Annotated in this window: 26 protein-coding genes; 6 read left to right on the top strand and 20 right to left on the bottom strand. The window is 51.8% G+C overall.

Going from position 1 to position 26,473, the window contains the following annotated elements; translation table 11 throughout:
* Positions 1 to 94: 94 nt before the first annotated feature.
* A complete protein-coding gene (locus Q4491_RS17490) occupies positions 95 to 364 on the top strand; it encodes a hypothetical protein (protein WP_303459398.1) in 270 nt (89 codons plus the stop codon).
* A gap of 50 nt (positions 365 to 414) precedes the next feature.
* Here the strand turns inward: Q4491_RS17490 and Q4491_RS17485 are convergent, their stop codons facing one another.
* The 9 genes from Q4491_RS17485 to Q4491_RS17445 all read right to left on the bottom strand — a co-directional run bounded on the left by Q4491_RS17485 (position 415) and on the right by Q4491_RS17445 (position 8,529).
* The gene (locus Q4491_RS17485; RefSeq protein WP_192014288.1) at positions 415 to 1,422 is read right to left on the bottom strand and encodes a substrate-binding domain-containing protein; all 1,008 of its coding nucleotides are present in this window, start codon (positions 1,420 to 1,422) and stop codon (positions 415 to 417) included.
* Positions 1,423 to 1,439: 17 nt separating this feature from the next.
* Positions 1,440 to 2,372: a ribokinase gene (gene rbsK / locus Q4491_RS17480; RefSeq protein ID WP_303459394.1), complete on the bottom strand. Its 933-nt coding sequence runs from the start codon at positions 2,370 to 2,372 to the stop codon at positions 1,440 to 1,442.
* 261 nt (positions 2,373 to 2,633) lie between these two features.
* Positions 2,634 to 3,515 (bottom strand): ribose ABC transporter substrate-binding protein RbsB, encoded by an 882-nt coding sequence (gene rbsB / locus Q4491_RS17475; protein WP_303459460.1) that lies wholly within the window; start codon positions 3,513 to 3,515, stop codon positions 2,634 to 2,636.
* 73 nt (positions 3,516 to 3,588) lie between these two features.
* The gene (gene rbsC, locus Q4491_RS17470; RefSeq protein WP_192014290.1) at positions 3,589 to 4,572 is read right to left on the bottom strand and encodes a ribose ABC transporter permease; all 984 of its coding nucleotides are present in this window, start codon (positions 4,570 to 4,572) and stop codon (positions 3,589 to 3,591) included.
* The gene (gene rbsA, locus Q4491_RS17465; RefSeq protein WP_303459390.1) at positions 4,569 to 6,074 is read right to left on the bottom strand and encodes a ribose ABC transporter ATP-binding protein RbsA; all 1,506 of its coding nucleotides are present in this window, start codon (positions 6,072 to 6,074) and stop codon (positions 4,569 to 4,571) included. The genes rbsC and rbsA overlap by 4 nt, the downstream gene beginning before the upstream one ends.
* 25 nt (positions 6,075 to 6,099) lie before the next feature.
* Complete coding sequence (gene rbsD / locus Q4491_RS17460) at positions 6,100 to 6,519, bottom strand: D-ribose pyranase (RefSeq protein WP_192014294.1); 420 nt, start codon at positions 6,517 to 6,519, stop codon at positions 6,100 to 6,102.
* Between the two features lie 439 nt (positions 6,520 to 6,958).
* On the bottom strand, positions 6,959 to 7,207 hold the full coding sequence (locus Q4491_RS17455) for a hypothetical protein (RefSeq protein ID WP_237795240.1): 249 nt from the start codon (positions 7,205 to 7,207) through the stop codon (positions 6,959 to 6,961).
* 81 nt (positions 7,208 to 7,288) lie between these two features.
* Positions 7,289 to 7,738 (bottom strand): thioesterase family protein, encoded by a 450-nt coding sequence (locus tag Q4491_RS17450; RefSeq protein WP_192014298.1) that lies wholly within the window; start codon positions 7,736 to 7,738, stop codon positions 7,289 to 7,291.
* A 263-nt stretch (positions 7,739 to 8,001) separates the two neighbouring features.
* Positions 8,002 to 8,529, bottom strand: a complete 528-nt coding sequence (locus tag Q4491_RS17445) for a CbrC family protein (RefSeq protein ID WP_192014300.1) — start codon at positions 8,527 to 8,529, stop codon at positions 8,002 to 8,004.
* Between the two features lie 432 nt (positions 8,530 to 8,961).
* Here Q4491_RS17445 and Q4491_RS17440 point away from each other — a divergent pair, with 432 nt between their 5' ends.
* Positions 8,962 to 10,026 (top strand): bZIP transcription factor, encoded by a 1,065-nt coding sequence (locus tag Q4491_RS17440; RefSeq protein WP_192014552.1) that lies wholly within the window; start codon positions 8,962 to 8,964, stop codon positions 10,024 to 10,026.
* Between the two features lie 156 nt (positions 10,027 to 10,182).
* Here Q4491_RS17440 and Q4491_RS17435 read toward each other — a convergent pair whose 3' ends face one another.
* Together Q4491_RS17435 and hppD are read right to left on the bottom strand one after the other, a co-directional pair.
* Entirely contained in the window at positions 10,183 to 11,634 is a 1,452-nt protein-coding gene (locus Q4491_RS17435; protein ID WP_303459384.1) for a hypothetical protein, read from the bottom strand.
* Between the two features lie 186 nt (positions 11,635 to 11,820).
* The gene (hppD, locus tag Q4491_RS17430) at positions 11,821 to 12,900 is read right to left on the bottom strand and encodes a 4-hydroxyphenylpyruvate dioxygenase (protein ID WP_192014302.1); all 1,080 of its coding nucleotides are present in this window, start codon (positions 12,898 to 12,900) and stop codon (positions 11,821 to 11,823) included.
* 433 nt (positions 12,901 to 13,333) lie between these two features.
* On the opposite strand from hppD, the gene Q4491_RS17425 reads away from it, so the two are divergent.
* Positions 13,334 to 14,296: a CHAD domain-containing protein gene (locus tag Q4491_RS17425; protein ID WP_192014303.1), complete on the top strand. Its 963-nt coding sequence runs from the start codon at positions 13,334 to 13,336 to the stop codon at positions 14,294 to 14,296.
* A gap of 147 nt (positions 14,297 to 14,443) precedes the next feature.
* Positions 14,444 to 14,782: a hypothetical protein gene (locus tag Q4491_RS17420; protein WP_192014308.1), complete on the top strand. Its 339-nt coding sequence runs from the start codon at positions 14,444 to 14,446 to the stop codon at positions 14,780 to 14,782.
* 147 nt (positions 14,783 to 14,929) lie between these two features.
* Here the strand turns inward: Q4491_RS17420 and Q4491_RS17415 are convergent, their stop codons facing one another.
* The gene (locus Q4491_RS17415) at positions 14,930 to 15,418 is read right to left on the bottom strand and encodes a glutathione peroxidase (protein WP_192014310.1); all 489 of its coding nucleotides are present in this window, start codon (positions 15,416 to 15,418) and stop codon (positions 14,930 to 14,932) included.
* 145 nt (positions 15,419 to 15,563) lie between these two features.
* On the opposite strand from Q4491_RS17415, the gene Q4491_RS17410 reads away from it, so the two are divergent.
* Entirely contained in the window at positions 15,564 to 16,151 is a 588-nt protein-coding gene (locus Q4491_RS17410; protein WP_303459378.1) for a hypothetical protein, read from the top strand.
* A gap of 387 nt (positions 16,152 to 16,538) precedes the next feature.
* On the opposite strand, the gene Q4491_RS17405 is transcribed toward Q4491_RS17410, so the two are convergent.
* The 4 genes from Q4491_RS17405 to Q4491_RS17390 all read right to left on the bottom strand — a co-directional run bounded on the left by Q4491_RS17405 (position 16,539) and on the right by Q4491_RS17390 (position 19,630).
* Positions 16,539 to 17,558, bottom strand: a complete 1,020-nt coding sequence (locus Q4491_RS17405) for an adenosine deaminase (RefSeq protein ID WP_303459376.1) — start codon at positions 17,556 to 17,558, stop codon at positions 16,539 to 16,541.
* 137 nt (positions 17,559 to 17,695) lie between these two features.
* Positions 17,696 to 18,229 (bottom strand): molybdopterin adenylyltransferase, encoded by a 534-nt coding sequence (mog, locus tag Q4491_RS17400; RefSeq protein ID WP_192014316.1) that lies wholly within the window; start codon positions 18,227 to 18,229, stop codon positions 17,696 to 17,698.
* Between the two features lie 205 nt (positions 18,230 to 18,434).
* Positions 18,435 to 19,130, bottom strand: a complete 696-nt coding sequence (locus Q4491_RS17395; RefSeq protein ID WP_303459373.1) for a pirin family protein — start codon at positions 19,128 to 19,130, stop codon at positions 18,435 to 18,437.
* Positions 19,131 to 19,183: 53 nt separating this feature from the next.
* On the bottom strand, positions 19,184 to 19,630 hold the full coding sequence (locus tag Q4491_RS17390; RefSeq protein ID WP_192014319.1) for a DoxX family protein: 447 nt from the start codon (positions 19,628 to 19,630) through the stop codon (positions 19,184 to 19,186).
* Between the two features lie 286 nt (positions 19,631 to 19,916).
* On the opposite strand from Q4491_RS17390, the gene Q4491_RS17385 reads away from it, so the two are divergent.
* Positions 19,917 to 21,140 (top strand): MFS transporter, encoded by a 1,224-nt coding sequence (locus Q4491_RS17385; protein WP_303459365.1) that lies wholly within the window; start codon positions 19,917 to 19,919, stop codon positions 21,138 to 21,140.
* A 33-nt stretch (positions 21,141 to 21,173) separates the two neighbouring features.
* Here Q4491_RS17385 and Q4491_RS17380 read toward each other — a convergent pair whose 3' ends face one another.
* The 4 genes from Q4491_RS17380 to doeB2 all read right to left on the bottom strand — a co-directional run bounded on the left by Q4491_RS17380 (position 21,174) and on the right by doeB2 (position 26,362).
* Complete coding sequence (locus Q4491_RS17380) at positions 21,174 to 22,538, bottom strand: NAD-dependent succinate-semialdehyde dehydrogenase (RefSeq protein ID WP_303459363.1); 1,365 nt, start codon at positions 22,536 to 22,538, stop codon at positions 21,174 to 21,176.
* Positions 22,539 to 22,556: 18 nt separating this feature from the next.
* Complete coding sequence (doeA, locus tag Q4491_RS17375) at positions 22,557 to 23,828, bottom strand: ectoine hydrolase (protein ID WP_303459359.1); 1,272 nt, start codon at positions 23,826 to 23,828, stop codon at positions 22,557 to 22,559.
* On the bottom strand, positions 23,825 to 25,084 hold the full coding sequence (locus tag Q4491_RS17370) for an aspartate aminotransferase family protein (protein ID WP_218386962.1): 1,260 nt from the start codon (positions 25,082 to 25,084) through the stop codon (positions 23,825 to 23,827). The genes doeA and Q4491_RS17370 overlap by 4 nt, the downstream gene beginning before the upstream one ends.
* Positions 25,085 to 25,189: 105 nt before the next feature.
* Entirely contained in the window at positions 25,190 to 26,362 is a 1,173-nt protein-coding gene (doeB2, locus tag Q4491_RS17365) for a N(2)-acetyl-L-2,4-diaminobutanoate deacetylase DoeB2 (RefSeq protein WP_303459357.1), read from the bottom strand.
* Positions 26,363 to 26,473: the final 111 nt, after the last annotated feature.

The following is a 26,473-nucleotide window of genomic DNA, read 5'->3' as shown; positions in this document are numbered from 1 at the left end:
TCACGTTAATTGTTCTTTCTTTTTAAGAAAGTTACCAACAACGCTCTGAATATTTGAAATATAATCAAAATAATCCACTACATTGAGGTGATTTATGGAAAGCTTACTCTCTCTTTTCTTTCGGGGCTATCTGATACTTGGCGCTGCTGCAACACTGTATGTCATCGTTTACTTTTTTCTGTCCGGTTTAACCCTCTTCGATCAGGGTAAAAAACGACCGACGCCATTACGCTATCAGTGCAGCTACATCTTTATTATGTGCCTGATGATGCCGGTGTTTTATCTGATCTTTATTGAAGAGATTTTGTCACTGCCGAGACACTATCAGGCACAGAAACAAAAAACAGCTAAATCGTATCTGTAATCAGGCTGATGATGCCATCCTGCCTGATTCCTCTGAGCGCAATACAATGGTCAGTTTACGACTCGAAGTACACTTTTTCGTACCACCAGCGTCGGTTCCAGCCGCACAACTTGCGGCTCGGTAATTTCTTTATTGATCCGCTTGAGCAAGGTCTCAACAGCCGCCTGACCTAAGCGGTATTTCGGTTGATGAATAGTGGTCAGTGATGGCGTCATAAATTTTGCGATATGTATGTCATCGTACCCGATGAGCGAGAGATCCTCCGGGATACGAATTCCTTTTTCATGGGCGGCATTAATGACCCCCATCGCCATCATATCGTTAGACGCAAAAATAGCGCTGGGCAATGAACCGCTGGCAACAATCTTGTTGAAAGCAGAGTAACCGCCTTCACATTCAAAATCAGACTCCACAATCCAATCGCGCTGAACCGCCAGCCCGGCTTCATTCAGTGCATGCTTAAAACCTTCATAGCGGAACTGTGCCTGATGTTTCATCAAAGGGCCGGTAATACAGCCGATCTCACGGTGTCCGCAATCAATCAGATAGCGGGCAGCCAGATAACCGCCCTGATAAGAGTTGTCCTGAATTTTATCACTGGTAAAGGACATTGGCCCCCAATCCATCACCACCACAGGAATATCAGGATAGCGTTCAAAAACGTCTATCTGCTCACCTTCCAGTGTCGAACACATTAACAGGAGTCCATCGACCCGCTTTTGCAGCAGCGTATCTATAGAAGCCTTCATGCGCTCACTGTCCCCTTCGGTGTTACACAAAATCAGGTTATAGCCTTTCTGATAACAGCTGCGTTCCACCCCTTTGACCACTTCGCCGAAGAATGGATTGGTGGAGGTCGTCACCAGCATGCCGATAGTTTGGGTGCGATTGACTTTGAGACTACGGGCCAGCGCAGAAGGTGCATAGTTAAGTTCTTTAGCAGCCCGGTTCACGCGTTCTGCGATTTCGTCGCTGACAAAACGGGATTTGTTGATCACATGGCTCACAGTTGAAGTCGACACGCCTGCCAGTCTTGCAATATCTTTCATTGTGGCCATGTATTTTTCCTGTGTGATTAATCAATGACAGCGAAGCGCTCTGCCAGAAAAGCATCTACCTCTGCACGCGTCGGAATTGACGTCTGGGCACCAAAGCGGGTGACTGAAATGGCAGCAGCAGCGTGTGCAAAGCGAATAGCTGATTCTAAAGACATGTTTTCCAATAAACCAGTCACCAAGGCACCGTTAAAGGTATCTCCGGCCGCCGTTGTATCCACAGCATCCACTCTGTACCCCGGAATGAGCTGACCACGGCCATTCTGGCTCAGCCAGACTCCCTTAGCACCCAGAGTTATCAGCACAATGTCGATGCCTTTAAGATGCAGCTCGTCCGCCGCAAGCTGAGCAGTCTGATCATCCGTGACTGGGATACCAGTCAATACTTCTGCTTCTGTCTCATTCGGGGTGATCACATCGATACAGGACAACAAACTGTCTGGCAATATTCGTGCAGGTGCGGGATTTAAAATGACATTGGTTTGATGAGCCTTTGCTTCACGCGCTGCCCGTTCAATGCCCTCAAGCGGTGTTTCCAGTTGCATCAGCACAAACCGCGCTTCACGAATCCGCACCATATCTGGTTCAATCAGATCAGCCGTCAGGCATTCATTGGCTTCAGGTGACAGACAGATCGTATTTTCACCACTGGCGGATACCTGAATCATGGCAATGCCGGTCGGACAATTCGGTTGTATTTTTACCCCGGCGACATTGATGCCGTCATGCTCAAAGCTTTGCCGGATAGCAATGCCAAAGGCATCATCGCCAACGCAAGCAATGAAGCCAGTATCCGCATTCAGCCGCGCCGCCGCAACCGCCTGGTTTGCCCCCTTCCCACCGGGAATGACCTGATAATCACGGCCATGTAACGTCTCACCCGGACGCGGAAATTCGGGCACCCGCAATACATGGTCAGCATTGACACTGCCTAAAACCACTAGTTTATTCATAGAATTATCCTTGGCCGCTCATAAACCCACTAGAACTCTTGCTTTGTTCCTCCCCTTATCAAGAGGAACATCAAAACTGCTTTTTAGTCCCTCCCCCTTTTCAAGGGGGAGGCTAGGAGGGGGTTACTGTGCACACTTGCCAAACCTGCGCTCGCTTCACGAACCCCACCCTCGCCCTCCCCTTGCCAAGGGGAGGGAATGTTCAGTGCTGCAACACGCTCATGACCATCCCTCCGCCTTTCATAAAGGGAGGAAAACACGTTATTGCTTGACGACCACTTTCAGCGGCACCGGAATGTATTGCTCAACCGACTCGCCTTTCAGCACTTTCACCGCCGTTTCCACCCCCAGTGCGCCAATTTGATCCGGCTGCTGGGCGATGGTAGCCGCCAGCTTGCCGCGGTTCACCGCCGCAATGCCGTCGTCTGTACCGTCAAAACCGACAATCATCACTTGCTTGCCGGACGCCTGCACGGCGCGCAGCGCACCCAGCGCCATTTCATCGTTCTGCGCAAACACAGCCTGCACATCCGGGTTCGCCGCCAGCAGGTTCTCCATCACGTTCAAGCCTTTGGTCCGGTCGAAATCCGCAGGCTGGCTGGCTAACAAATCCATCTGGCTGCCTTTCACCGCCTTCATGAAACCCTCACCCCGCTCGCGGGCCGCAGACGTACCGGCAATGCCTTCCAGCTGAATGACTTTGGCCTGCTCACCCACTTTCTCCATGATGTATTTGCCCGCCATTTCACCACCGGCTACGTTGTCCGAAGCAATATGACTGACCACCTCACCCCGGCTGGCACCGCGATCCAGCGTCAGGACAGGGATCTTGGAACGGTTTGCCATACGAATCGCATTCGATACGGCATCAGAATCTGTCGGGTTGATCAGAATGGCTTTCACACCGCGAATAGTCAGATCTTCCACATTCGACAGCTCTTTACTCGGATCATTTTGCGAGTCCAGCACAATCAGGTCGTAACCCAGAGCTTTTGCCTTGGCTTCCGCGCCGTCTTTCATGGTCACAAAGAAGGGGTTATTCAAGGTCGAGACCACAATCGCCAGCGTGTCCTGTGCCTGTGCAGACACAGAAACGGTGGATGTCAGAAGTGCTGCAGAGATTAACGTTGCCAGTTTTTTCATCATGATTATCCTTCGTGTAGGGGGAGCCGGTACACGTCATCCGGCTCTCTTGTTGTCCGTAAATCCTCTGGATTTACTTGTTTTTATTGTCCACCAGCACAGCCAGCAAAATCACAACTGCTTTGGCAATCATCTGGTAGTAAGAAGACACATCGAGCAGGTTCAAGGCGTTGTTCAAAAAGCCGATGATCAACGCACCAATCAGAGTGCCCATAATCCGGCCCTTACCGCCCATCAGGCTGGTGCCGCCCAGCACTACAGCCGCAATGGCGTCGAGTTCGTATCCCATACCTGCCGTCGGCTGTGCTGACGACAAGCGGGAAGTCACGATAATGCCCGCCAGTGCCGCCAGCAGACCACATATCGCGTATACGCCGATTTTCACCCGGTCCACATTAATACCGGACAGACGCGTGGCCGATTCATTCCCCCCCAGCGCATAAACATAACGGCCGAAACGGGTGTGATTGAGCAGGTACCAGACGGCGGCAAACACCACCACCATCAGCCACACCGGCACTGGGATGCCCAGCACATAGCCAGTGCCGAACCAAGCAAATGCATCCGCGGTGTCCGTAAAGCCGGTCGAAACCGGACGGCCATCGGTATACACCATGGTGACACCGCGCAGCAGCGTCATGGTCACCAGCGTGGCAATAAACGCCTGCACTTTGCCTTTAGCAATAATGATACCGCTGATAGCCCCGAGCGCCGCACCGGCCAATAAAGCAGTAGGTACCGCAATCAATACCGGCACTTCAATAGCGATCAAGCTGGCTGCAAAGGCACCACAAAGCGCGAGGACTGAACCGACGCTCAAGTCGATCCCCGCCGTCAGAATCACCAGGGTCATACCCACAGCGATAATGGCGTTCACCGAGGTCTGGCGCAGAATGTTGAGAATATTATCTGCGGTGAAAAAGTTCGGATTCAGAAAGGACACCACAGCAATCAGTAACAGCAGGGCAATCAGCGATTTCTGCTCAATCAGCCAGGCTTTACTGAACCACTTTTTCTCGCGGGCTTCGGTGGGTTGACTCAAGGTTTTGGTACTCATGCTGCTTCCCCGTTGATAGATTTGCCGACAGCACAGGCCAGCAGTTTTTCCTGATCGGCATCTTTAGCATCAAATTCGCCGCTGATCCGGCCTTCGTGCATCACCAGAATCCGGTCACTCATTCCCAGCACTTCCGGCATTTCGGAAGACACCAGAATGATGCTCATGCCTTCAGCTTTGAACTGATTGATCAGCTGATAGATTTCTTTTTTAGCGCCAACATCGACACCGCGTGTCGGCTCATCCAGGATCAAAACTTTTGGCCGGGTCATCAGGCCTTTGGCTATTGCCACTTTCTGCTGATTCCCACCCGACAGGTTACCGATGATCTGATCCCGGCCCGGCGTTTTAATGTTGAACAAGCGGATAAAATCCTCCACAGCGATAGCTTCATCGCCATGCTGAATCTGAACGCCTCGGCTCAGTTGTGCCAGCGCGCACAGGGACATGTTCTCTTTCACCGACAGGCCCAGAACCAGACCATCGCCTTTGCGATCTTCCGAGATGTAAGCGATGCCATTGGCCAGTCCGTCCTGTGGGCTGACAGGATTAATGGTTTTGCCGTTCAGGTTGATCACGCCCCGCTCGCTGGGCAAGGCACCGTAAATCACCTTCATCAGTTCGGTTCGGCCAGCCCCCATCAAACCAGAAATGCCCAGAATCTCACCGCGTTTGAGGGTAAAACTCACCTCATGTACGCCCGAGCCAGTCAGGCCGAGCACTTCAAGACAGGTTTCGCCATGCTTCACATCAATGCGCGGATACTGCTCTTCCAGTTTTCGGCCGACCATCATTTCAATCAGGCCGTTTTCGTTGGTGTCGGCTACCTGACATTCCCCGATGAATTTGCCGTCCCGCAGTACGGTGATGTCGTCGCAGATTTCGAAGATTTCTTTCAGGCGGTGCGAGATATACACAATGCCGCAGCCTTGCGCGCGCAGCTCACGGATCACCGCGAACAGAGAGGCGGTTTCGGTATCCGTCAGCGCGTCGGTCGGCTCATCCATAATGATGACTTTCGACTCGAATGACAGCGCCTTGGCAATCTCAACCATCTGCTGCTCACCCAGACTCAGATCACCCAGTAAGGTTTTCGAACTGTGTTTCACATTCAGCCGGGCCAGCAGCCGGTTTGCTTCAGCGTACATCCGGCCCCACTGAATCCGGCCCAGCGGACCCGTGAATTCACGGCCGAGAAAGATATTCTCGGCAATCGTCAGTTCAGGGATCAGGTTGAGTTCCTGATGGATAATACTGATGCCCGCCTGCTGGGAATCCCGTGGCCCTTTGAACGCTGCAGTCTGGCCCTGATAGTGAACGCTGCCCGCATCTTTGCTGTAGATACCGGTCAGCACTTTCATCAGGGTCGATTTCCCGGCACCGTTTTCTCCCATCAGCGCCATCACCCGTCCCGGATAGACATTCAGGCTGGCTTTATCCAGCGCCTTCACACCCGGAAAGGCTTTTTCAATCTCACTGAGTTGTAAAATGGCTTGCGTCATACGACGTCCTCAATGGTTACTGTGGTCAGAACACCACACCGGCCTGAAAAATCACGTTTGCATACGGGGTGCATTCACCCGTCCGGACCACAGCCCGGCTGTTATGCGTTCGCTGCTTGAACACTTCGTGAGGCAGATAAGTCACCGTAATGTCTCGGCCAATGCGCGCCTGTTCTTCCTGAAGCAATCCCAGCAGCGACGCATGAAGTGCCGGACTCACTTGCCTGAACTCTTCGGCCATCACCACACCTTCAATTTGCGACTCAGACAAGAAGGTTCGAACGGTTTCAATGAAACCGGGCACACCATGAGTGAGCGCCAGATCGATCCGCTGAACGGATGCCGGAACAGGTAATCCTGCGTCACAAATCGTCACTTCATCGGTATGTCCCAACGTCGCAACCAGATAGGACAGTTCCGCGTGCAGTAGAGTACTTTTTTTCATTCTTCATCACCCTGGCTTGGCAAGCACTGGCTTAAAATCATCAAATAGCGATAAAAATCGCCTAACGTCGTCAAAAATTCGGTTTATCTATCTCAACACAGGCAATAATGCATTTTCGATATTCCGGCATTTTTATGGTTGGGAAAAAGCTATCGAAACGTTTCGATGAATTCTAATCAAGTTTGACTTCTTTGCAGCAGGCGAAAAGATGAACTGTGATTAGGATCGTCAGAACTATCAGTAAGAGACACTGAAAAGGTGATCTACATCGCGGTAGGATGGGGAATAAAGGGTAAACAAAACAGCCAAAAGCAGAAACATCCGGTGCCTCTGTGCTTATAGACAACTGATATTATATGGTATCAACGAAGTATTCAGAGGACGGTACTGGCACTCTCTGGCTCGACGATTTTTTTTATTGCTGCGGCTGAAACGCTTTTCAACCGATTGCAGTCTCGGGATCGAGCAGGTAATACACGGTAGCGGATGCGGAGCCCAGTTCAGGCTCAAGATAGTTCTGCACACTTTCAATCGAATCCGCTTCCCAGATACAGCGACAGCAGTGATCGTCTCTATCCAGTAATGCCGTTTGTAAACGCATGCCCGCAGGGGGCTGCCCCAGTGCCGGGCCGGCTTTTTGCGAAAACGTGTCCAGATCCGTGATCCTGTGCTCTGTCGCAATAAACATAAAAGACTCCTTATTCGCCCTACTTCTGATTATAGAGGCTGAATAAGGCGTCTTTCGTTTCATTCAAAGTCATTGGTCAGATCAGGCGCTTGCCGGTAATTCCTTACGCGCTTCGATGGCTTCGATGGTGTCTCGGAGTTTAGGAGAGATTTTGGCTTTGCTGTTGTTTTTGAAATCAAACATCACAACCTGGGCTGTACCACGGGTCGTAATCGCCCCCATTTTCTTACTGAAAATTTCGTACTCCATAGTAAAACGGTCATCTTCAATTTTGCTGACGCGGGAGCCGACCAGCAAAGTATCAGGATAAGTAACAGGCAGGCGATAACGGGCGCTGGTGTCACTCAGTACCGGGCCGATACCGGTGTCTTTGATGTCGTCCATCAGCGCGGCTTCTTTGAAGTAATCCAGACGGGCGGTTTCAAAGTAACGAAAATAAACCACATTATTGACGTGATTCAGGGCGTCCATCTCCCCCCAGGCAACCGGAATTTCAGTAACCACAGGGTACTGTTGAAGAATTGCGTCCATGATGGCTCCTCAAAGGCAAAATACGTTGTGTTAGAGCATTTAATCTAACTGTTTTGCAACATTACCACAACATCGAACCACAGAAATGAGAAGTAGACAATAGTGCTTCACTGGCCTTATCGGTTGCCGCGATCGGCATGACCCCTCCCCCTTGGCAAGGGAAGGGATCGTACTGAGTTTGCTAAAGCAGCGCATATTCCCTCCCCTATACGAAGGAGAGCGAGAGGATCAGGCTGGAGCTGTTCAGAACGCCGTATTCACAATCAGAGAAAATCCATGCCGTAGAGAATGTCGCCACAATGCCGGCATCTGAACTTATACACCGCCGGGTTACCGCCTTTTTCATAGGTATCCAGGATGTCCTGCCATAAATTCGCTTTAAGCATGTGACGGCTCAAAAATGCCTTTAGTGCCTGTCCGCTTAATGCTTTGAGTTCATCATGCTCGGCAAAACCGTGGAATTCGCAGGCATCACCACAATGATCAAGCCAGACTTCCTGACGCCAGGACTGATAACCAGGCGTGCGCTGGCAAACCTCAGCAATCACTTCCCGCTTCAGGCCAGCGCCGTCCAGCGGAAAATCATCAGAATACGAGGCTTTGAATTCTCTGGCTGCCGAGCCATCAGCGATGCACCATGGGCACAGCCATTCAACATCCCGCTGGGAATAAATACTGCCGCTGTACAGATAGCCTCGCGCCTCGCCACAGCAATCGCACACTTTCATGCTTTTCACTACAGCACCAGTCGCCAGCGGATCGGGGTGATAGGTGAATTTCGGAAGAGTCACTATTTGTATTCCTTTGTCTTAACCGATGGTTTTGTAGCCATTCTTGTCATACACACCAAAGTGAAGAGCCACTCTGGCATCAATCTTATGCGGCAAGATCAGGTTAAGATTTAGCGACAAAGTAAGGTTCAGGCCCTGCGAAGCACCATTTCCGAAGCACGATCACTTTTTGAGCAACGCAGCAATAAAGCCCTGAACGCTGAGATGAACAAGCTTTCACCAGTTATGACAGCGCTGTGCAAATTTCCGGCTCAAGGCACGCGCAACCCCCTTTTTCATGCCGCGTGACCCGGATTTTCCGGTATCCTACCCCGCTAATTAATCACTCTCTTTTTGGGCTGTAAGCCCTGCCGGCATTAAAACACTATTATGGTTTCAGACAACGCTCTACCCGGGACAGGCACTGTTCGCTTTCCGAAAGGCCGGTTCGCCATGTGGACGGTATACAGCTTTACCAGCGCTTCCATTCTGGCTTCCATCATTTTTTCACTGTTGCTATTTTTGTCTATCGACGACAACCCTGTGATGCAGATCCTCTTTGGCGGTCTGGCGGTTATTTTCGAACTGGGTAAATTCTTCGCCTGGTATGAATTTGGCGAACGCCGCGCCAGACGCAGCTACTCAGGGGCCACCTGCGCGTTGGCTTTTTATTCTGTACTGGCGGCGATTTCCATCGGCGGTTCAGTCGGCGGCATTCAAAGTGCCACTAATCAGGCTCAGAGCCATGTCACAGTACAGCAGAGCAAAATCAACGCTTACAACATGCAGATTGACGCCATTGAAAAGCAGATCGATCTGAACAATGAGGCGGCGCAGAAGTACATCAGAATGGAGCGTATCGCCACGGGTGTCACCCGTATTCAGCGAGAAAACAGCAAGCTGCGCGAGCAGCAGCAAGCGCTGGCAATGGAGCGGGACAACCTGCCTGTGGTCAGCCAGGGCTCAGTGCTGGGTTTAATTGACGGTCTGGCAAAAACCCTCAAAGTCAGCAATGAAGCAGCGCAGCTCGGGCTGGTGATCTTTCTCTCTGTTCTGCTGGATTTCTTTGCCGCTTTCTTTGTCGGATTGATCGGTGAAGAGCTGCGTTTTCGTCAGCAATTTAACCAACGCCATGCCATTTATGTCTCAAACACGACTGTCAGGCAATCTGCCGCAGGGTCCAACCCGCCAGGACCTGAAAATAGCCCAGCAAGTGATTATACAGGCACAGCCAGTATGGCAACCTTAGCCATTGAAGCGGCCCGCGAATCTCAGTCTGCAAGCGCCGAAGAAGCGCCCTCCCTGTCGCCCTACGATCGCGTGGTAGATGCACTCACGTCTGATTCCGTCAGCTGCTCAAAACGGGCCATTATACGGGCGCTGAAGCTCTCAGCGGATGACGTCGATGAGGTGTTCCACCGCATGATGGGGGAAGGCCTGGTCAGTAAGAAGCCAAACCACCATTTCCAGTGGCACGGGCTACAGGCTCAAACGGACACTGACGGTCAGCAGGCCTAGTGTCTCAATTGGCAGTCGGACCAACCGCTAGCCAGAGATTCTGTCACCCAAAGTATCAGTTAATAGAGCGGGCGCCCAGGTGCCCGCTTTCTGTTTCGCCAGCACAGATCAGCCACTCTGTACACATCAGATACTCTTACTGCCACCGGCGATCAGCTAAGGTTGCTTAAACAGGGTCTCAAGCAGAAAAGGTTCATCAAAATGACGCTTGCCGATAAACGCGGTCGCATGATGGCCCAGCTGACGCTGAGTCCCCGGCGATTTAACCCCGAGCGGCCAGAGATAAAACCGCTCTGCGCGTACACTGGCCGGTAACATCGCCTGCGAATTGAACAGGCTCTTATTGTGGCTTGTTGCTGCAGGTAAACTGCGCAATTGATCGTAAGGCAATACAGTCAATACGCGTGCCCGGACATCATGCCGCAGCCATTGCACATCTTTCACCATATGCTCGCCAGAGGATAAGGTCACCCCCAGCTTGTCTGTCTGATGCCCGGCATAGACTTGCAGGGTAACAGGCCATTCCGCTTTGTTGCCCGGCGGAGCAAAAGTGAGAGCCGGTGACAGGGCAAACACCATGTGATAACAGCCGCAATGGTGAATACTGTCCAGAATGTAAGGTTGTCCGTCAGCATCCAGCGTTAGCCTCAGCAACACCCCATCAAACTGACCTGCATACGGATCAACCCCTGAGCGTGCGGTGCGGTTGGCGAACCACAGCGTGTAGTTCAGCTGCATCAGGGTCTGTCCATAAAAGCGGGTATAGCTGACATGGGTATACAGGGTCGGCTTCTGGGGAACGACCCCAGGCTGACTGGGGGTGACATAACGGACCTGACCGGGAAAGTCATCCCGCGAGCGGGTTTCAACCTGAAAAACCGGCGCGTAAAAGCTAAGCAGACTTTGCTGCTGCTCTGCGCTTAGCAGCGGCCATGACAGTGCCGACCTCTCCCTTGCCTGACGAAACCACGCCTGTATCTGCAAGCGGTTAAGGGATGGCCTGTCATCTGGCGCGTAACGGATCGCATAACCCTCAACAGGTTGGATAAAATGGCTGATCAGACGCCGCTTTTCTTTGTCCATCGAAGGTCTGGCAAAATGTTGTGTGACCGGGTACAGCCCCAGTACCCGTTGCCAGGTCGCGTAGCCGGATGGCAACTGAGGCGGCTCTGTGATGAGCGCTGACCACAGAGCGGGCTGATACAAGCTGCGGCCGACCAGCTGCTCTGCACACAGATCGAGCGGCTTTAACCCATAAGCGGTGTTATCTGGCAGGTTCTGATATTCCGCCTGCCGCTGTACGGCGGCCTGATGTGACACATAGTCCAGCCATTGGCGTTTGCTTTCGCGATCAGTCAGCTCAAATAGCCAGGACAGACTGAAACGGTCGAAAGCCAGGTGCGGAAATCTCGGGTCCCATGTCAGCTGCGCATCTTGTACGCCCTGTTGCTGAACAGTACGCTTAAAGTCCGTGAGCAGATCAACACAGTCGGCTTGTGAGCGTGTGTAGATTTGCTGCTGGGCAGGAATAGAATCCGGGATCGGCTCGGGCAGGGATGTACAGGCTGTCACCAACAGGAAAGACAACAGAGTCAGCACACGCATCATATCCCCTCTCCTGATAATCCCAGCGTCGATAAATAACTGAACCCGACTCCTGTAAGTGAAGCAGATAATCGCCTGGTTTGGTGTCTGCCGGCTATGAGAACAACGCAAGAAAACCAAAAGAAAAAAGCCCGCACCTGGCCGTGCGGGCTTGCTCATATCTTTGTTTGTGTCAGTGAGCGGATAAAGTTAAGCGTTATCCGGCACCTGAATTACACCACGGCGGATTTGATCCAGTTCAATCGATTCAAACAGCGCCTGGAAGTTACCTTCACCGAAGCCTTCGTTGCCTTTACGCTGAATAATTTCAAAGAACACAGGACCAATAACGGTATCGGTAAAGATCTGCAGCAAAATGCCGGTTTCATCACCATCAATCAGGATTTTCAGATCTTGAAGTTTCGCCAGATCTTCCTGATGACCAGGAATACGCTTATTCACCCCTTCATAGTAGGTATCAGGGGTATCCATGAAGGCCAGACCGTTCTTTTTCAGCCGTGTCACCGTCTCGAAAATATTGTCTGTGCTCAAAGCGATATGCTGGATGCCTTCGCCATTGTATTGATCCAGATACTCTGCAATCTGTGATTTATCGTCACTGGATTCATTGATTGGAATACGGATTTTTCCGCATGGCGCCGTCATAGCGCGAGACAGCAGGCCAGTGACTTTACCTTTGATGTCAAAGTGGCGGATTTCACGGAAGTTGGCAATACGCTCATAAAAGCCCGCCCACAGATCCATGTTCCCTTGCTTCACGTTGTGAGTCAGGTGATCCAGGGTATGTAAACCGGCATCCTGATTAGCCAGGCGTTCCTGATAATCCGGGTAATAGTCGAAGTCGATCTCATAGATATCGTGCTCACCATAACGATCGACCAGATAGATCAGAGATTCGCCGATACCGTACACGGCCGGAATATTCAGTTCCATCGGACCGGCCTGAGCTGGACAAGCTGTCGCCCCGTTGTCCACCGCGTGTTCCAGAGCCAGCGTCGAGTCTTTCACACGAAATGCCATCGCGTTAACGCTCGCACCGTGAACACCGGCAAAACCGGCAGCCTGAGAGTGCTGTTCACCGTTAATGATAAAGTTAATGTCACCCTGGCGGTATAGCCAGACTGATTTATGTTTATGCTTGGCAACTTCAGCGAAGCCCATCAGCCGGAACAGGTTTTTGAGATTGGCAATACCCTCTGGCGTCGGTGCGGTATACTCAACAAACTCGAAGCCGTCCGTGCCCATAGGATTTTTCATCATTTCACTCATCCGTATATCCTCACATATTGGTTACTTTGCTGACGCCTGTTCAGCGATTCCTTACCTATAGAATTAGCACCACAGAGAGGGGTTGAGAAGCCAGTTGTAAAACTAAGGTTAACGCAATGTAAAAATAGTTTGTAAAGCCAGCTTGCCAGCCATTTGAGCTCAATGAGCACCCCATCCATTACAGGTAATGAGAACAGCGTAAGAACCTGAGACACCATGAAATCAAGCCATTTCATAAAATTGAAAAATAGTGTAGAAAGCTTTACATAGGCGTATGCGCTGGAGTACTGCTCTGAAGTGATTGCGTAGCAACCTGCATAAGAGAAGCAACCAACTCTTCGCGGCAATCACAACCGCGAGACTGTGTTGCCGGCTCTGTCGAGATTCGAAAGATAAACAGCCCCTGACTATGGTTATGGAGGAGGTCATTGTAATGAGCGTAAATAAAAGGGATAAACTGCGTTTACCGCAGCGGAAAAAAACGTCAGTTGCCCTGAAAAAAGACAGCGCAATTTACTTGCCGACTTATCATTTTCTGAAAAGCGAATTTCAGCATGCCCGACGCCACGAGGCAGGGCTGATCCGCGATGACGATACAGAATTCCTGCACCAGTACCGTGTGTCACTCCGGCGCTGTCGTGCCTTGCTCAGCCTGCTCAGTGCCATTTTCCTGCCGCAGCAAAAACAGATGATTCAGAACGCCCTGAAAACCTTGATGCAGAAAACCAATGAACTGCGGGATCTGGATGTGTATTTAGGCAACATGGAACCTTATTTCGATGCGCTGGATCATGAGTATCATCAGGGGTTGATCCTGTTCTTTAACGACCTGCAGGACAGGCGGATAGTGTTGCAAAAGCAAATTAAAGAGTGGCTGAAATCTGCCGACTATCAGCAACAATGCGCCCAGATAGTCGGGTTACTGGATGAGCTGACCGTGAAACCGACAGATGCAGGAAAAAAGCCCAGCCTGCCGTTTGCAAAAAAATGTATCTGGAAACACTTCAATAAAACACAGAATGTCTGTCAGTCCATCGGTTACGCCAACCCGGACGAACACATTCACGAGCTCAGAATTTCCTGCAAAAAGCTCCGTTATCTTCTGGAGTATTTTGCCCCGATTTTTCCGCGCAAAGTCATGAAAGATCACATCAAGCAGCTGAAAGCGCTGCAGGATTCCCTTGGTTACTTTAACGACAGTGCGGTACAGATGGATTTTCTCAATCAGTATCTTGAGCAGCAAAAGCCAGGATCAAAACGCCATAACGCAATCTCGCGTTTACTGACATTCAGCCAAAAGCAGCATGCCGATCATAAAATCAGTGTTATCGATCATGTCAATCAGTATGCCTTTGCTGCTCCTCAAAAATCCTTTGAAAAGATATATAAACCCTGAACAGGACATCGGACGGGAGATTTTTTGCGGCATCATGCACATTTCATAAAAGCTTCATTAAACAGCAATACAAGCTGAGAGACCAATCACGCTTTATTTTCAGCGCTTTGCTATTAATGTATGAAACACAAATGAAAGGAAGTGCGTATGAAATCAATCAGAACAATAACACTGACTCTCTCCTCCCTGTTTGCACTGTCTGTAACCCCCCAGGCTGCAGCGGCCGATGCGCAGCAAGCCTTTATGAACGACTGCCTTCGCACTTATCAGAATGAGTCCTTATGTCTGGGTTACGCCCTGGGTGTTTTTAACACCATTTCAGCCATTCAATGCAGCCAGCCAGAGCAGCACCCTATTCATTCCTTAACTCAGCCCGGCACCATGCAGACGGAAGGTGCAAAGCGCGTTCGCCTGTCGATTGAAGCCATGCAACCGGCACTGAGCAAAATCAGCGACTGCCGGGCCAATGCGCCCGCTTCAAGCTGACCAGACAGTCTATAGCTGGCCTGAGAGCCTTTAGCGAATCAGAAAGCCTTTGCTAATCAGAAAACCTTGAGCGATGCCGGCCAGTTTGCTACTGGCCGGAATCAGTTTTCACAACAGACTGACGCGATCTTAGTCTCAGCCTCTGTCTCAGATATCCGCTTTGATGGCAGCTTTAATATCCGCTTCCAGCGCCTCTGGCTTAGTCAGTGGCGCGTAACGTTTAATCGGCTGGCCATCCCGGCCAATCAGGAACTTGGTGAAGTTCCATTTGATATTTTTTCCCAGCAGGCCAGGTAAAGCGCCGGTCAGATAGGCAAACAGCGGATGACTGGTCGCTCCTTTGACATCCACCTTTTCAAACATGGGAAAATCAACGCCATAGTTAATTTCGCAAAACTCACTGATGGCTTCGCTATTACCCGGTTCCTGCTGACCAAACTGATTGCAGGGAAAACCGAGGATCACCAAACCCTGCTCACGGTATGTCTTATAAAGCGACTGCAGGCCCTGATATTGCGGCGTAAAGCCACATTGACTGGCGGTATTCACCACCAACACAACTTTCCCTTTGTAAGTGCTTAATGGCAGTAGCTCGCCTTGCAGGCTGGTGACTGAAAAATCGTAAAATGCCGCCATAACTCTGTTCCTTACCTGTCATGCTTCAAGCATGGTGTCTTTGTGTGGCCAGTTTATCAGGCACAGCTGTTCAACTGGGAATTGTTCTTTAAAACCGTATACTGGCCCCCCACCACATCTGAAACGTAACTGCCGGGGAACCTCAGTGTCTTCATTTAGCCAGCAACTGACCGCTATGGGCCTCAGAAGCTTAGACTTTAACCAGGCTGAAAACGCAAGCTTAGACGTACTGCTCAGCCAGCTTGAAACAGAATTTTCCTCACTGCAGCAGCAACGGCCAAACAGCAAAGGCGACGATCTTTTACTGGGGCTGATGACCAAAACGCATTTATCTGCACTTGAGCAATATCAGAGTACGGAGAGCCAAAGTCATGCAATGAATGATCTGTTCGTGCAGCAACTTGGCAAGGAACATGCGGCACGTTTCGACAACCAGCATCATGGCCATTTTCTGCTGGTCACACGCCTGTGGATGCTGGTACTCGGTTATCAGCAGATCGATCTCAGCTATGCGGCCGATCATGCGCTGTCCAGCGCTAGCCTGCTGTTTCCGGATGATGCCACAGGGCCAAGCCACAGCCGCGCTGAGCAAACCCGGCGCCGCTTTATGCAGGCCTATTATCAAGGTAAAGCATCAGCCCGCGACAATGCGAGGGGCACAGAGCAGAATACGTCCTCTGTCAGTTTCATAAACTCACTCAGAGGCTGGTTTCAGCGTATATTTCATCGGTGAAACTGAAAACATACGGCAGATCCCGAAAACCCGGTGTTTACGCTGAGATAAAAAAGTGAAAAAACAGCAAATAAATCATGTTAAATCATACAGCTAGCAGGCTGGCTGCTTTTTTTATGTCTTTGCTAATAAAAAAGTTATCCGCCTAATGTTTTGACAAGGTTGATGTTTAACATTTGACTATACATTTTTTACAAAAGTGATCGTTGCGCGTTTTTTAATCACCCCTATAATACCGCCTACGCTTTAACCAAGTATGTTGTTCCTTTAAAACTCCTGCAGCTGAGATGCCCGGAACGGAAAAAGCCGCCAGGGTCTTTAACGCAGTTTGAGTTGATTTATTTCCCCCGCCTGTCATGCCTTTGACAGGCGTTTTTTTTATCTGTTTTACAGTATCGGATGGAGCTGCACAGACAGGTAATGCTCCAGGCGCTCCTGCAACTGCGCTTTTTCTTCATCCGGCAAAAAGCTGGCCCGGATAGCGTTGGCGGTAAATAAAGCCATTTCTTCTTTTGTTACCTCAAACGCCTCGACTACAGCCAGAAAATTGTCCGTCATGTAACCACCAAAATAAGCCGGATCATCGGAATTGATCGTCACGCACACACCTTTGCGCAGCAGCTCTATGATGTTGTGATCCGCCATGTGATCAAACACCCTGAGTTTAACGTTCGATAAAGGACAAACAGTCAAAGGCATCTGATTGCGGATCAGTTCATCCACCAGCGCCGGATCCTGACTACACTGCACGCCATGATCGATTCGGGACACCCGAAGCAGCGATATCGCATCACGAATATGACTGGCCGGCCCTTCTTCGCCGGCGTGGGCGACAGTCAAAAACCCGGCATCGTGCGCTTTTTCAAACACACGGCGGAATTTTTCCGGCGGATGGCCATTCTCAGAAGAATCCAGCCCAACACCAATAATGTATTCCTGATACGACATCGCCTGAGCCAGAGTTTCAAACGCCGCATCCTCACTGAGATGGCGCAGAAAGCACATGATGAGCCGGCTTGAAATCGACAATTTTTGCTCCCCGTCGGCCAATGCCCGGGTAATGCCGGCCATCACTGTCTGAAATGTCACGCCGCGCTCAGTGTGGGTTTGCGGATCAAAAAAGAGTTCGGTATGCATGACATGATCCTGCTGACAATGCAGAAGATACGCCCAGGTGAGATCGTAAAAGTCCTGCTCGGTCTGCAGGACAGCCGCACCGAGATAGTACATATCCAGAAAGGACTGAAGATCATCAAACTGATAGGCGGCCCGGGCTTCTTCAACACTGGCATAGGGCAAAGGGATCTGGTTGCGTTGCGCCAGTTCAAACATCAGTTCTGGCTCTAATGTCCCTTCAATATGGACATGCAGTTCAACTTTCGGCAGGGTTCGGATGAAGCTTTCCATAGCACTGACCTCTTAACTCTCTACACAGGTAATTTGGGGATAGTGTTTAAAGTGTAGATTGCAAAATCAGTAAGATGGAGAAGAAGGGAGATTTTCCCTGCCGGTGTGACGCAGTGACCAACAGGGAAAACAGCGGCTTATTTCTGTTTTGGACGGAACACCTTAATCACGCTTTCATCGCTTTCCAGATAAGGCCCTTCCATCAGATCAATACAATACGGGATGGCCGGGAATACCGCGTCCAGACATTCACGGATAGACTTAGGTTTACCGGGAAGATTCACGATCAGTGTATCGTCGCGCAGTCCTGCCGTCTGGCGTGACAAAATAGCAGTTGGCACAAACTTCAGAGATTCGGCCCGCATCAGTTCACCAAAACCAGGCATCATGCGATCGCACACAGCTTCTGTCGCTTCAGGGGTAACATCTCGTTTTGCCGGGCCTGTTCCGCCGGTTGTGACTATCAGGCAGCACTCTTCTTCATCAGCCATGCGAATTAAGGTGGACTCAATGACATCACGCTCATCAGGAATCACTTCGTAGACAGGTTCCCACGGTGAGGTCAGATACGCTTTCAGCGTCTCAATGATCGCCTGCCCGGAAAGGTCTTCATAGACACCCGCACTCGCCCTGTCACTGACGGTGACAATCCCAATTTTCGCTGTTGTCATTTTTTCTCCTCAGGCCAAAGCCTTGTCATTGCGAACTGGCCACATCACGTGGCAAACAGGAGCCGCTTATCTGTTTGCAATCACAACCTGTATGTCTTCAAGGCTGTATGTCTTCAAGGCTGTCTAGCATCACAGCTGTCAGACATCACGAACAGATAAGCGGCCCCTGCGCTAGTGTAAGCAATCTTTACCGTTCGGAAAACCTTTAGGGTAAGTCAAACACCAGAGCTGTGACCGAAACATCGCCCTGATTGGATACAATCAGCTCAGGCTGATGATCCACCTTCAGTCCGTCCCCTGGTGATAAGATCTCACCTTCTACCGTCAGCTGACCTTTGATCTGATGCAGATAAAAACGGCGTCCGGCCTGCTGTGTCAGGGTCAGAGATTCACCTGCCGCTAAAATCAGCTGGCTGAGCCGGGCATCCTGCTTAATGGACAACGTGCCGTTCTCACCGTCCGGCGTGATCACTGGGGTCAAGCCTTCACGCTGACCAAAGTCTTTCTGCTGGTAGCCCGGCTCGCCACCAAGCTGATCCGGCTGAATCCAGATTTGCAGAAATTTCAGTGTGTCTTGCTGCGAGGCATTGAACTCGCTGTGGTATATCCCTTTACCGGCCGACATCAGCTGAAATTCACCCGCCGGTAAACGCTTGATGTTACCTGCGCTGTCTTTATGGGCAATTTCGCCTTCCAGCACATAGCTGATAATTTCCATGTCTTGATGACCATGGGTATCAAACCCGGCACCGGCGCGGACGGTATCATCATTTATCACCCGCAACGCCGAATAGCCCATATGCTCAGGATCGTAATAATGACCGAACGAGAAGGTATGACGACTATCAAGCCATCCGAACGAGGCTCTGCCACGCTCTGCAGCACGTCTGATTTTCAGCATAATGTCACCTCTTAAATGATGTCGATAAAGGAATAGTCAGGCTGAGCGCGCCCTTAGCGGACGCGTTTTGCCAGCAGTGAGTCAGCCGACAATTTGCCTGCTCCAGAGAAAACCAGTGATACCGCGATTGCCAGCAGAGACAGACCAAACTCGTAGCCGCCGTTAGACATAAACAGGCCATTCGGTAAGTGAACGCTCACAATAGCCACCACCATAGTAATTGCCAGCACCAAAGCTGCCGGACGTGTCAGTAAACCGATCAGGATAAACAGACCGCCGAAGAACTCACCGCTACCGGCCAGAAACGCCATCAGCATGCCAGGCTCCAGACCTATAGAAGCCATCCACTGGCCCGTGCCTTCCAGACCATAGCCACCGAAAGCACCAAACAGTTTTTGTGCGCCATGGGCCATGAAAATGATACCGGCAGGCACACGCAGCGCCAGAGGGGCAACACTGTCTGAAGACGTTAACAGGCGTTTAATAAAAGAAGTATTCATAAGGGTTTCCTCAAAAAAGTTGAACAATAATAGATATTCAAAGCTGTCATCGTTAAAAGTGACAGAAGCTGTGCTGATTGCTCATGCACTGGCCTTAGCCCTGTCTTCCTCGATTGAAAGCAAGTGTAGTGGCAGTCAAAGCCAAACAACACCGGTTGAAATTGAGTAACTAATTCGAATAAATCGAACAATAGAATAATTTGCTGCCTGAAGATAAAAATTACAGACAAAAATCAGGGGCTATGACACTATGAACGGCTTGATAGTTCAAAGGAAAATCAACGACATGGAGTTGTCTCACGTACGCCGTTTTTCGGCACCTATCTGGGCCGTATTGATCGGCACTCTGCTGACCCGCGCCTCCTTTTTTATGGTCTGGCCCTATATGGCCGTGATGCTGCACCGGAAATTTGGCCTGTCTGAAATTGAAATTGGCACCATAATGAGTCTGGCGGCACTCGGCGGCGCCGTTGTCGCCCTGTATGTGGGCTATCTGTCTGATAAGCTTGGCAGGAAAAATTTACTGATCATCAGCTGTCTGGCCCATGTCGCGACATTTATTATTCTGGCCGAGGCAGATCAAAGCTGGCTATATGCTGCCGGGGCGCTGATGGCAGGCATCAGCCGGGCTATGCTGGAACCGCCGGCACGGGCGATGATTTCGGACTTACTGCCTGAAATTCCCGTCAGGGAAATGGCGCACCAGGTCCGCTATTACTGCATCAATCTGGGTGCGGCTTTCGGGCCGCTAATGGGCTTACAGCTTGGCTTTACCGGCGAACAGTCCTCTTTTTATCTGGTCGCGCTGGCTTACTTGATCTACAGCGTGTGTTTTATTCTGGCTTTCTGGCAGATCCGCAACACCCCGCAACCGCCCAAAAACGAGCAGAACTTCAGCCAGACACTGAAAGTATTAGCGCGAGACAAGGCATTCATGGTGCTGATTCTGGCCAACACCCTGGTGATGTACGCTTATCTGCATCAGGAAACTTCGCTGGTGCAGTATCTGAATGGTTTGGGCGATAAAGTCATAGCACTTTACACCAGTATGATTTTTGTCAATGCCAGTGTGATCGTGTTACTGCAATTTCCACTGCTGAAACTGCTCAGTAGCTGGTCGCTGTATCGCCGTGTATATCTGGGCGTTGCCCTGTTTGCCAGCGCCTTTGTGCTGTACGCCAGTTTCCCGCTTGATGCCCCTGAGTGGTACTGGCTGCTGGCCACCTTTGTACTGAGTCTGGGCGAAGTGATTCTGTTCCCGACCTTCAATCTGCTGATTGACAGAGCGGCACCGGATCATCTGCGAGGGGCTTACTTCGGGGCGGGAAATCTGACGTCTATCGGCGTGAGTTTATCGCCATTGGCTGGCGGTATTATCTTGTCGTTATACGGTGGCCCGGCGTTGTTCCTTTCCACCGCCTGTGTGCTGGTTCTGGCAGGCTATTTATACCGCTGCTCTGCCCGCTTACAACAGCAAAACAGCGATCCGGTACAAGCGACTCAGTCATAGCAGCTTGTACCGGCAGTACGCTTTCAATACCCGTTATTTCACCCAAACCTGCTTGGCATTCACAAACTCGTGAATGCCTTGCGGCCCCAGTTCCCGCCCGTAACCCGAGCGTTTAATGCCGCCACTCGGCAGGCGGGGATCTGTTTTCACAATACCGTTCACGGCAATCTGACCCGCCTGCAATTCGCGAATAAAACGCTGAGCCTGTGCCGGGTTAGCCGTCCAGACCCCGGCCCCCAGTCCGTACGCGGTATCGTTAGCCAGCCGCAGAGCATGTTCCGCATCATCCGCTTTTACCAGCACCATCACTGGGCCAAAGGTTTCTTCCCGAAACGCGCACATCTCAGGTGTCACGTCCGCCAGCAAGGTCACCGGATAGAAATAACCCATCCCCGGTTCTGGCTGGCCGCCCATCAGGCACCGTGCGCCTGCGTCTATTGTTGCCTGCACCTGACGATGCAGGTTCTGGCGCAGATCATCACGGGCCAGCGGCCCGATATCCGTGTCTGGCGAAGAGGGATCGCCGACTCTCAGCAGCGTCAGCCGTCTTTCCACCAGCTGGGTGAAAATGTCATACACAGGCGCTTCAACAATAATCCGTTTGGCCGCAATACAAGACTGACCGGCGTTGATAATGCGTGACAGTGTCGCGACATCAGCGGCCGTTTCCAGATCAGCATCAGCCAGTACCACCAGAGGATCGGAGCCGCCCAGCTCCAGCACTGCCGGTTTGATCTCACTGGCTGCAGTCGCGGCAACGTTCGCACCTGCGCGGTCTGAACCGGTAAACGAAACCGCCGCAATGTCGGGATGGCGGATCGCCTGCTCGGCAAGTTCATTGCCAACCGGCAGGTTGACCATGATATTGGCGGGCGCACCCGCCAGTGCAAACATTTCTGCGATCGCGCGGGCACAACCTGGTACATGCGGATCGTGCTTCATTACGCAGGTGTTTCCGGCCATCAGCGCCGGTGCCAGAAACCGGAAGGCCAGCCACAGCGGTGCATTCCAGGGCAAAATTCCTAACACAGTACCTAAAGGCTGATAGCAGACATAACTGTGGCTGGCATCAGACGGCAGGCTTTGATCTGCCAGATAGGATTCAGCATGCTCGGCATAATGCTCCGCACACCAGGCCGCTTTTTCCACCTCAGGACCGGCTTCCTTCACCGGCTTACCCATTTCCAGTGTCATCAGTTCGCCCAAGCGGGTTTTATGTTCCCTCAACTGTTCTGCAACGCGGCGCAATACTTCGCCGCGCGCGGCAAAGGTTAAGCGCTGCCAGTCAGGCTGCGCTGCTCTCGCCGCTTTAATCTGGCTGGCCAGCGCATCGGCATTCAGCGTCGGGTATTGCTCAATCAGTGTGCCATTGGCCGGATTGATCGCTTTTAAAGACATATCTCCCCCCTTAAACGGCTATCCGTTAGCCTGTTGCTGTTTGCCTTTACGGGCTTTATCTATGGATGTCGCTTTGTCAGACGACACGCTGGAAGTGGCGGTTTCAGGCTTGGCCGGTTTGCCCTGATCGGGCAACACAGTGAAGTCTTTCGGCAGAGTGAAAAAAGATTCACAGCCATCTGCGGTGATAACTATGGTATCGGAAATACCACAGGTCTTATCGCCATCCACTCCCCACATCCAGGGAATGATGTGGAACGTCATACCTTCCTGCAGCACAGTCGACTCGCCTTGTTTCAGGCTGACAATATACCCTTCATCCCAGCTGGGCGGAAAAGCGATACCGATAGAATAGCCGGAGCGGGTGATCAATCTGGCCCCCACATCATTGTGTGAAATGATATTGCGGATCAGGTTATCCGCATCCGACACCGTCATTCCGGGCTGGATATACGCATGCAGCGATTGCAGCGCCAGCTTCATGGTTTCCTGCGCTTTGTACATGGAATCGGTCAGTTCACCTAAAATCACAGTGCGCATCATAGCGGTGTGATAGCGACGATAGCAGCCTGCCACTTCAAGAAACACGTGCTCGCCCGGTTGCACTACCCGTCCTTCCCAGGTTGCATGACCTATCATGGTTCTGGGCCCGGATGTCACATACGGCATCACAGCAGGGGGCTCCCCGCCTGCTTTAAACATCGCCGAGCTGATGGCCGCTCCGATTTCGTTTTCTGTTACTCCAGCCTGACAGGCCGCAATGCCGGCTTTCATACCGGCTTCGGTGGCAATCGCCGCTCTGCGCATCAACTCGATTTCAACCGGCGATTTGCAGATACGCCCCTGCTCGACGATGCCGAAGCAGTCCAGCAGTTTTGCTTCCGTCAGTGTGGTGTGAATAGTGTCCTGCTGATAGGCCGGAAAGAAGTAGCTGTTTCTTTCGTAGCCGATACGTTTTCGCGACAGTCCGAATTCCCGCAACGCATCCACCAGCATCTGAATGGCATCTCCGGTATCGGGATAGGGTCGGGTCCGTTCAATCCAGGTCCGGGCAAAAATGTTCGACTCTTCCATCGCCCGGGTAATCATGAAGGGCTCATCTTCCAGCGGCACAACCAGCGCCTGAAAAAAGGAATAGCCGGTTGTCTGGTAATCGGTCAGGTACATGATGTTTTCCGGATCGGTGATCACCACCGCATCCAGGCGGCGCTGAGCAATACGCTGCCGCAACTCGCCCAGACGTCGCTCATATTCCTCAAAAGGAAACGTCATATCGTCGCGTTTTTTCATACCGCCTCCCGGAGCACGTTCTGCGTCACTTCCACCAGAATGGCCAGCCCTGACTGCAAATCGGCTTCCGGCGTTGTCAGTGGCGGGATCAGCTTAATCACCCGGCCGCCACTGCCGCAGGCTGAGACCAGCAGCCCTGCTTCGAAACAGCGCCCGACAATGGTTTTCGCCAGCTCACCAAGACCCACATCCACGCCATACAACATGCCTTTGCCGCGCACTTCCACCCCAGCCAGATCCGCCAGCGGCGCCAGTGCCGCGTGCATCATCTCGCCTTTTTGCTGCACCTCTTCCATCAGGTGACTGTCTTCGAAATAACTCAGCGCTTCGCAGCCCGCCACAAAAGACAAACACTGCCCGCGGAAAGTGCCTGTGTGCTCACCCGGCGACCAGTGTTTATCCAGCTCGGGTTTCACAAGATTCATCGCAATCGGGGTGCCCATACCGCCCAACCCTTTTGCCAGACAAACGATATCAGGGTCGATGCCGTAATCATCGAAACTGAAAAACGAGCCGGTTCGCCCCATTCCGGCCTGAATATCGTCCACAATCAGCAATGCACCGACCGATTTCGCCAGCGATGCCAGCCGCTGCAGCCAGGCTTTATCGGCAATGTTCACGCCCCCTTCGGCCTGCACCACTTCGACCATAAACGCCGCCGGTGGCATGACGCCGCTTGAACCGTCCTGATAGCTGTCTTCCAGCAATTCCAGCGCCTGCAGGGCTTGCTCTGCCGCTTTGCCTTGTGCACCGAAAGCGGTATGTGACACATGAGTCAGCGGCACACCAGCCGCGCCCCGGAAGTACTGATTCGCCGTACAGGCCAGTGCGCCTAAGGTCATGCCATGAAAACCACGATGAAAAGCGACGATCTCATGACGTCCTGTGACCCGTCGCGCCAGTTTCAGCGCCGCCTCGACGGCATTGGTGCCGGTTGGCCCCATAAACTGCATTTTGTGGGGCATGTTACGCGGCTCAAGAATGACGTGATGGAACCGTTCCATGAACCGGCGTTTCGCGCTGGTATGCATATCCAGACTGTGTGTCACGCCATTGCGCTGGAGATATTCGATCACCGCCTGTTTCATACGTTCGTTGTTATGTCCAAAGTTCAACACCCCTGCACCGGCAAAAAAGTCGATGTACTCTTTACCCTGCTCATCTGTCTGCCTGGCATTGAAAGCCGTATCAAACACGACTGGGTAGACCCGGCAGTAAGCCCGGATTTCGGATTCGCGCTGTTCAAAAATGCTCATCGTACATCTCCTTGTGCTTTAAAATCTCTGGTGTGAACAGGGCTGTTGCGCTGTGCTGATTCGCTCAGCCAGCCTTCAACAGCCCTTTGATTTTTTTTACCCTCTCTACCCTGTGTAGTTCGGTAATGGCGCCCCCGCAAGCCTTGCATACCAGCGAACGACTTTTTCGAGCAGTCGGTCATTAAAATCGTAGTGTGGGCTGTGGCAGGGATACTGATGGACAGGCTCGCCATCGTCTGCCCCGATCAGGGCAAAGGCACCGGGCACCTGCTGCAGGTAATAGCTGAAATCTTCCGAGGCCATCACAGGCAGTGAAATGGCATGATCAAGCTGCTGATCCTGATCTGCCAGCCAGGCCGTACGGGAATTTTCGGCTTGTCTGGCATGATTGATCGTGGCACTGTAACGCGGCTGGATCGTCACCTCGCAGGCCACGCCATAACTCATGGCAGTGTGATGGCTGATCTCTTCGATCAACTGATTGATTCGGGTTTTAGTCTGGTCGTCAGGTACCCGGATACTGCCACTCAGCACCGCCTGCTGTGGGATCACCGTCAGGCCACTGGCGGCCTCTATTGAGGTCACACTGACAACGGCGGCATGCTGAGGCGGTAAGCGGCGGCTGATGATCTGCTGCAAATTGAGGGTAATTGCCGACGCCGCCAGCACAGGATCGGCGCAGAGTTCCGGCTGGCTGGCATGGCCGCCGCGTCCTTTTACTGTAATGGAAAAAGTAGCATTACCGCACATCACCAGCTGATCCGGGCAAATCATCTTGCCAAACGGGATCGCCGGCCAGTTGTGCCAGCCGTAAATTTCATCCACCCCTTCCAGCGCCCCGTCTGCAATCATTTCCCGAGCACCGTGCCCGCCTTCTTCCGCAGGCTGAAACAGAAAAGTAACGGGGCCAGGCAACGTCTCTTCATGCTGTTTCAGCCAGGCGACTGTTGCCATCAGGGCCGCCGTATGGCCATCGTGACCACAGGCATGCATACAGCCCTGCTGCTGTGATGACCAGGTGCGGCCGCTGTCTTCATCAATCGGTAAAGCATCAATATCGCCCCGCAGGGCAATGTGGCGACCGCTAGAATTGCCAGACGCAATATGCGCCAGCGTGCCCGTTTGTGCGCAAGGTCGCCAGTCGATACCCATTGCGGTCAGACGATCACGAATGGCAGCGGCCGTATGATGTTCCTGCCATCCCAGCTCAGGATGGCGGTGTAAATCCTGCCGAAAGGTTTTTGCCATCGACAGATTCTTTTGCCAGAAGTCGGACATAAAGATTCCTGCTTGAATACTAAAAAGACCAAAACAAATTTTATTTATTATTTCGGCACTTACCAGCAAGCCTAGTCAGGATGGCCCGGTTTCTCAATGTTGATGATTCTG

This window comes from Photobacterium sp. 2_MG-2023, from assembly GCF_030547675.1.
Lineage (GTDB): Bacteria > Pseudomonadota > Gammaproteobacteria > Enterobacterales > Vibrionaceae > Photobacterium > Photobacterium arenosum.
Note: the sequence above shows the minus strand (reverse complement) of the source record. Positions and strands in the feature narration are given on the sequence as shown.

Excerpts from the sequence above, each read along its gene's own strand:
- Q4491_RS17490 (WP_303459398.1), top strand. The coding sequence starts at position 95 with ATGGAAAGCTTACTCTCTCTTTTCTTTCGGGGCTATCTGATACTTGGC.
- Q4491_RS17485 (WP_192014288.1), bottom strand. The coding sequence starts at position 1,422 with ATGGCCACAATGAAAGATATTGCAAGACTGGCAGGCGTGTCGACTTCA.
- rbsK (WP_303459394.1), bottom strand. The coding sequence starts at position 2,372 with ATGAATAAACTAGTGGTTTTAGGCAGTGTCAATGCTGACCATGTATTG.
- rbsB (WP_303459460.1), bottom strand. The coding sequence starts at position 3,515 with ATGAAAAAACTGGCAACGTTAATCTCTGCAGCACTTCTGACATCCACC.
- rbsC (WP_192014290.1), bottom strand. The coding sequence starts at position 4,572 with ATGAGTACCAAAACCTTGAGTCAACCCACCGAAGCCCGCGAGAAAAAG.
- rbsA (WP_303459390.1), bottom strand. The coding sequence starts at position 6,074 with ATGACGCAAGCCATTTTACAACTCAGTGAGATTGAAAAAGCCTTTCCG.
- rbsD (WP_192014294.1), bottom strand. The coding sequence starts at position 6,519 with ATGAAAAAAAGTACTCTACTGCACGCGGAACTGTCCTATCTGGTTGCG.
- Q4491_RS17455 (WP_237795240.1), bottom strand. The coding sequence starts at position 7,207 with ATGTTTATTGCGACAGAGCACAGGATCACGGATCTGGACACGTTTTCG.
- Q4491_RS17450 (WP_192014298.1), bottom strand. The coding sequence starts at position 7,738 with ATGGACGCAATTCTTCAACAGTACCCTGTGGTTACTGAAATTCCGGTT.
- Q4491_RS17440 (WP_192014552.1), top strand. The coding sequence starts at position 8,962 with ATGTGGACGGTATACAGCTTTACCAGCGCTTCCATTCTGGCTTCCATC.
- Q4491_RS17435 (WP_303459384.1), bottom strand. The coding sequence starts at position 11,634 with ATGATGCGTGTGCTGACTCTGTTGTCTTTCCTGTTGGTGACAGCCTGT.
- hppD (WP_192014302.1), bottom strand. The coding sequence starts at position 12,900 with ATGAGTGAAATGATGAAAAATCCTATGGGCACGGACGGCTTCGAGTTT.
- Q4491_RS17425 (WP_192014303.1), top strand. The coding sequence starts at position 13,334 with ATGAGCGTAAATAAAAGGGATAAACTGCGTTTACCGCAGCGGAAAAAA.
- Q4491_RS17420 (WP_192014308.1), top strand. The coding sequence starts at position 14,444 with ATGAAATCAATCAGAACAATAACACTGACTCTCTCCTCCCTGTTTGCA.
- Q4491_RS17415 (WP_192014310.1), bottom strand. The coding sequence starts at position 15,418 with ATGGCGGCATTTTACGATTTTTCAGTCACCAGCCTGCAAGGCGAGCTA.
- Q4491_RS17405 (WP_303459376.1), bottom strand. The coding sequence starts at position 17,558 with ATGGAAAGCTTCATCCGAACCCTGCCGAAAGTTGAACTGCATGTCCAT.
- mog (WP_192014316.1), bottom strand. The coding sequence starts at position 18,229 with ATGACAACAGCGAAAATTGGGATTGTCACCGTCAGTGACAGGGCGAGT.
- Q4491_RS17395 (WP_303459373.1), bottom strand. The coding sequence starts at position 19,130 with ATGCTGAAAATCAGACGTGCTGCAGAGCGTGGCAGAGCCTCGTTCGGA.
- Q4491_RS17390 (WP_192014319.1), bottom strand. The coding sequence starts at position 19,630 with ATGAATACTTCTTTTATTAAACGCCTGTTAACGTCTTCAGACAGTGTT.
- Q4491_RS17385 (WP_303459365.1), top strand. The coding sequence starts at position 19,917 with ATGGAGTTGTCTCACGTACGCCGTTTTTCGGCACCTATCTGGGCCGTA.
- Q4491_RS17380 (WP_303459363.1), bottom strand. The coding sequence starts at position 22,538 with ATGTCTTTAAAAGCGATCAATCCGGCCAATGGCACACTGATTGAGCAA.
- doeA (WP_303459359.1), bottom strand. The coding sequence starts at position 23,828 with ATGAAAAAACGCGACGATATGACGTTTCCTTTTGAGGAATATGAGCGA.
- Q4491_RS17370 (WP_218386962.1), bottom strand. The coding sequence starts at position 25,084 with ATGAGCATTTTTGAACAGCGCGAATCCGAAATCCGGGCTTACTGCCGG.
- doeB2 (WP_303459357.1), bottom strand. The coding sequence starts at position 26,362 with ATGTCCGACTTCTGGCAAAAGAATCTGTCGATGGCAAAAACCTTTCGG.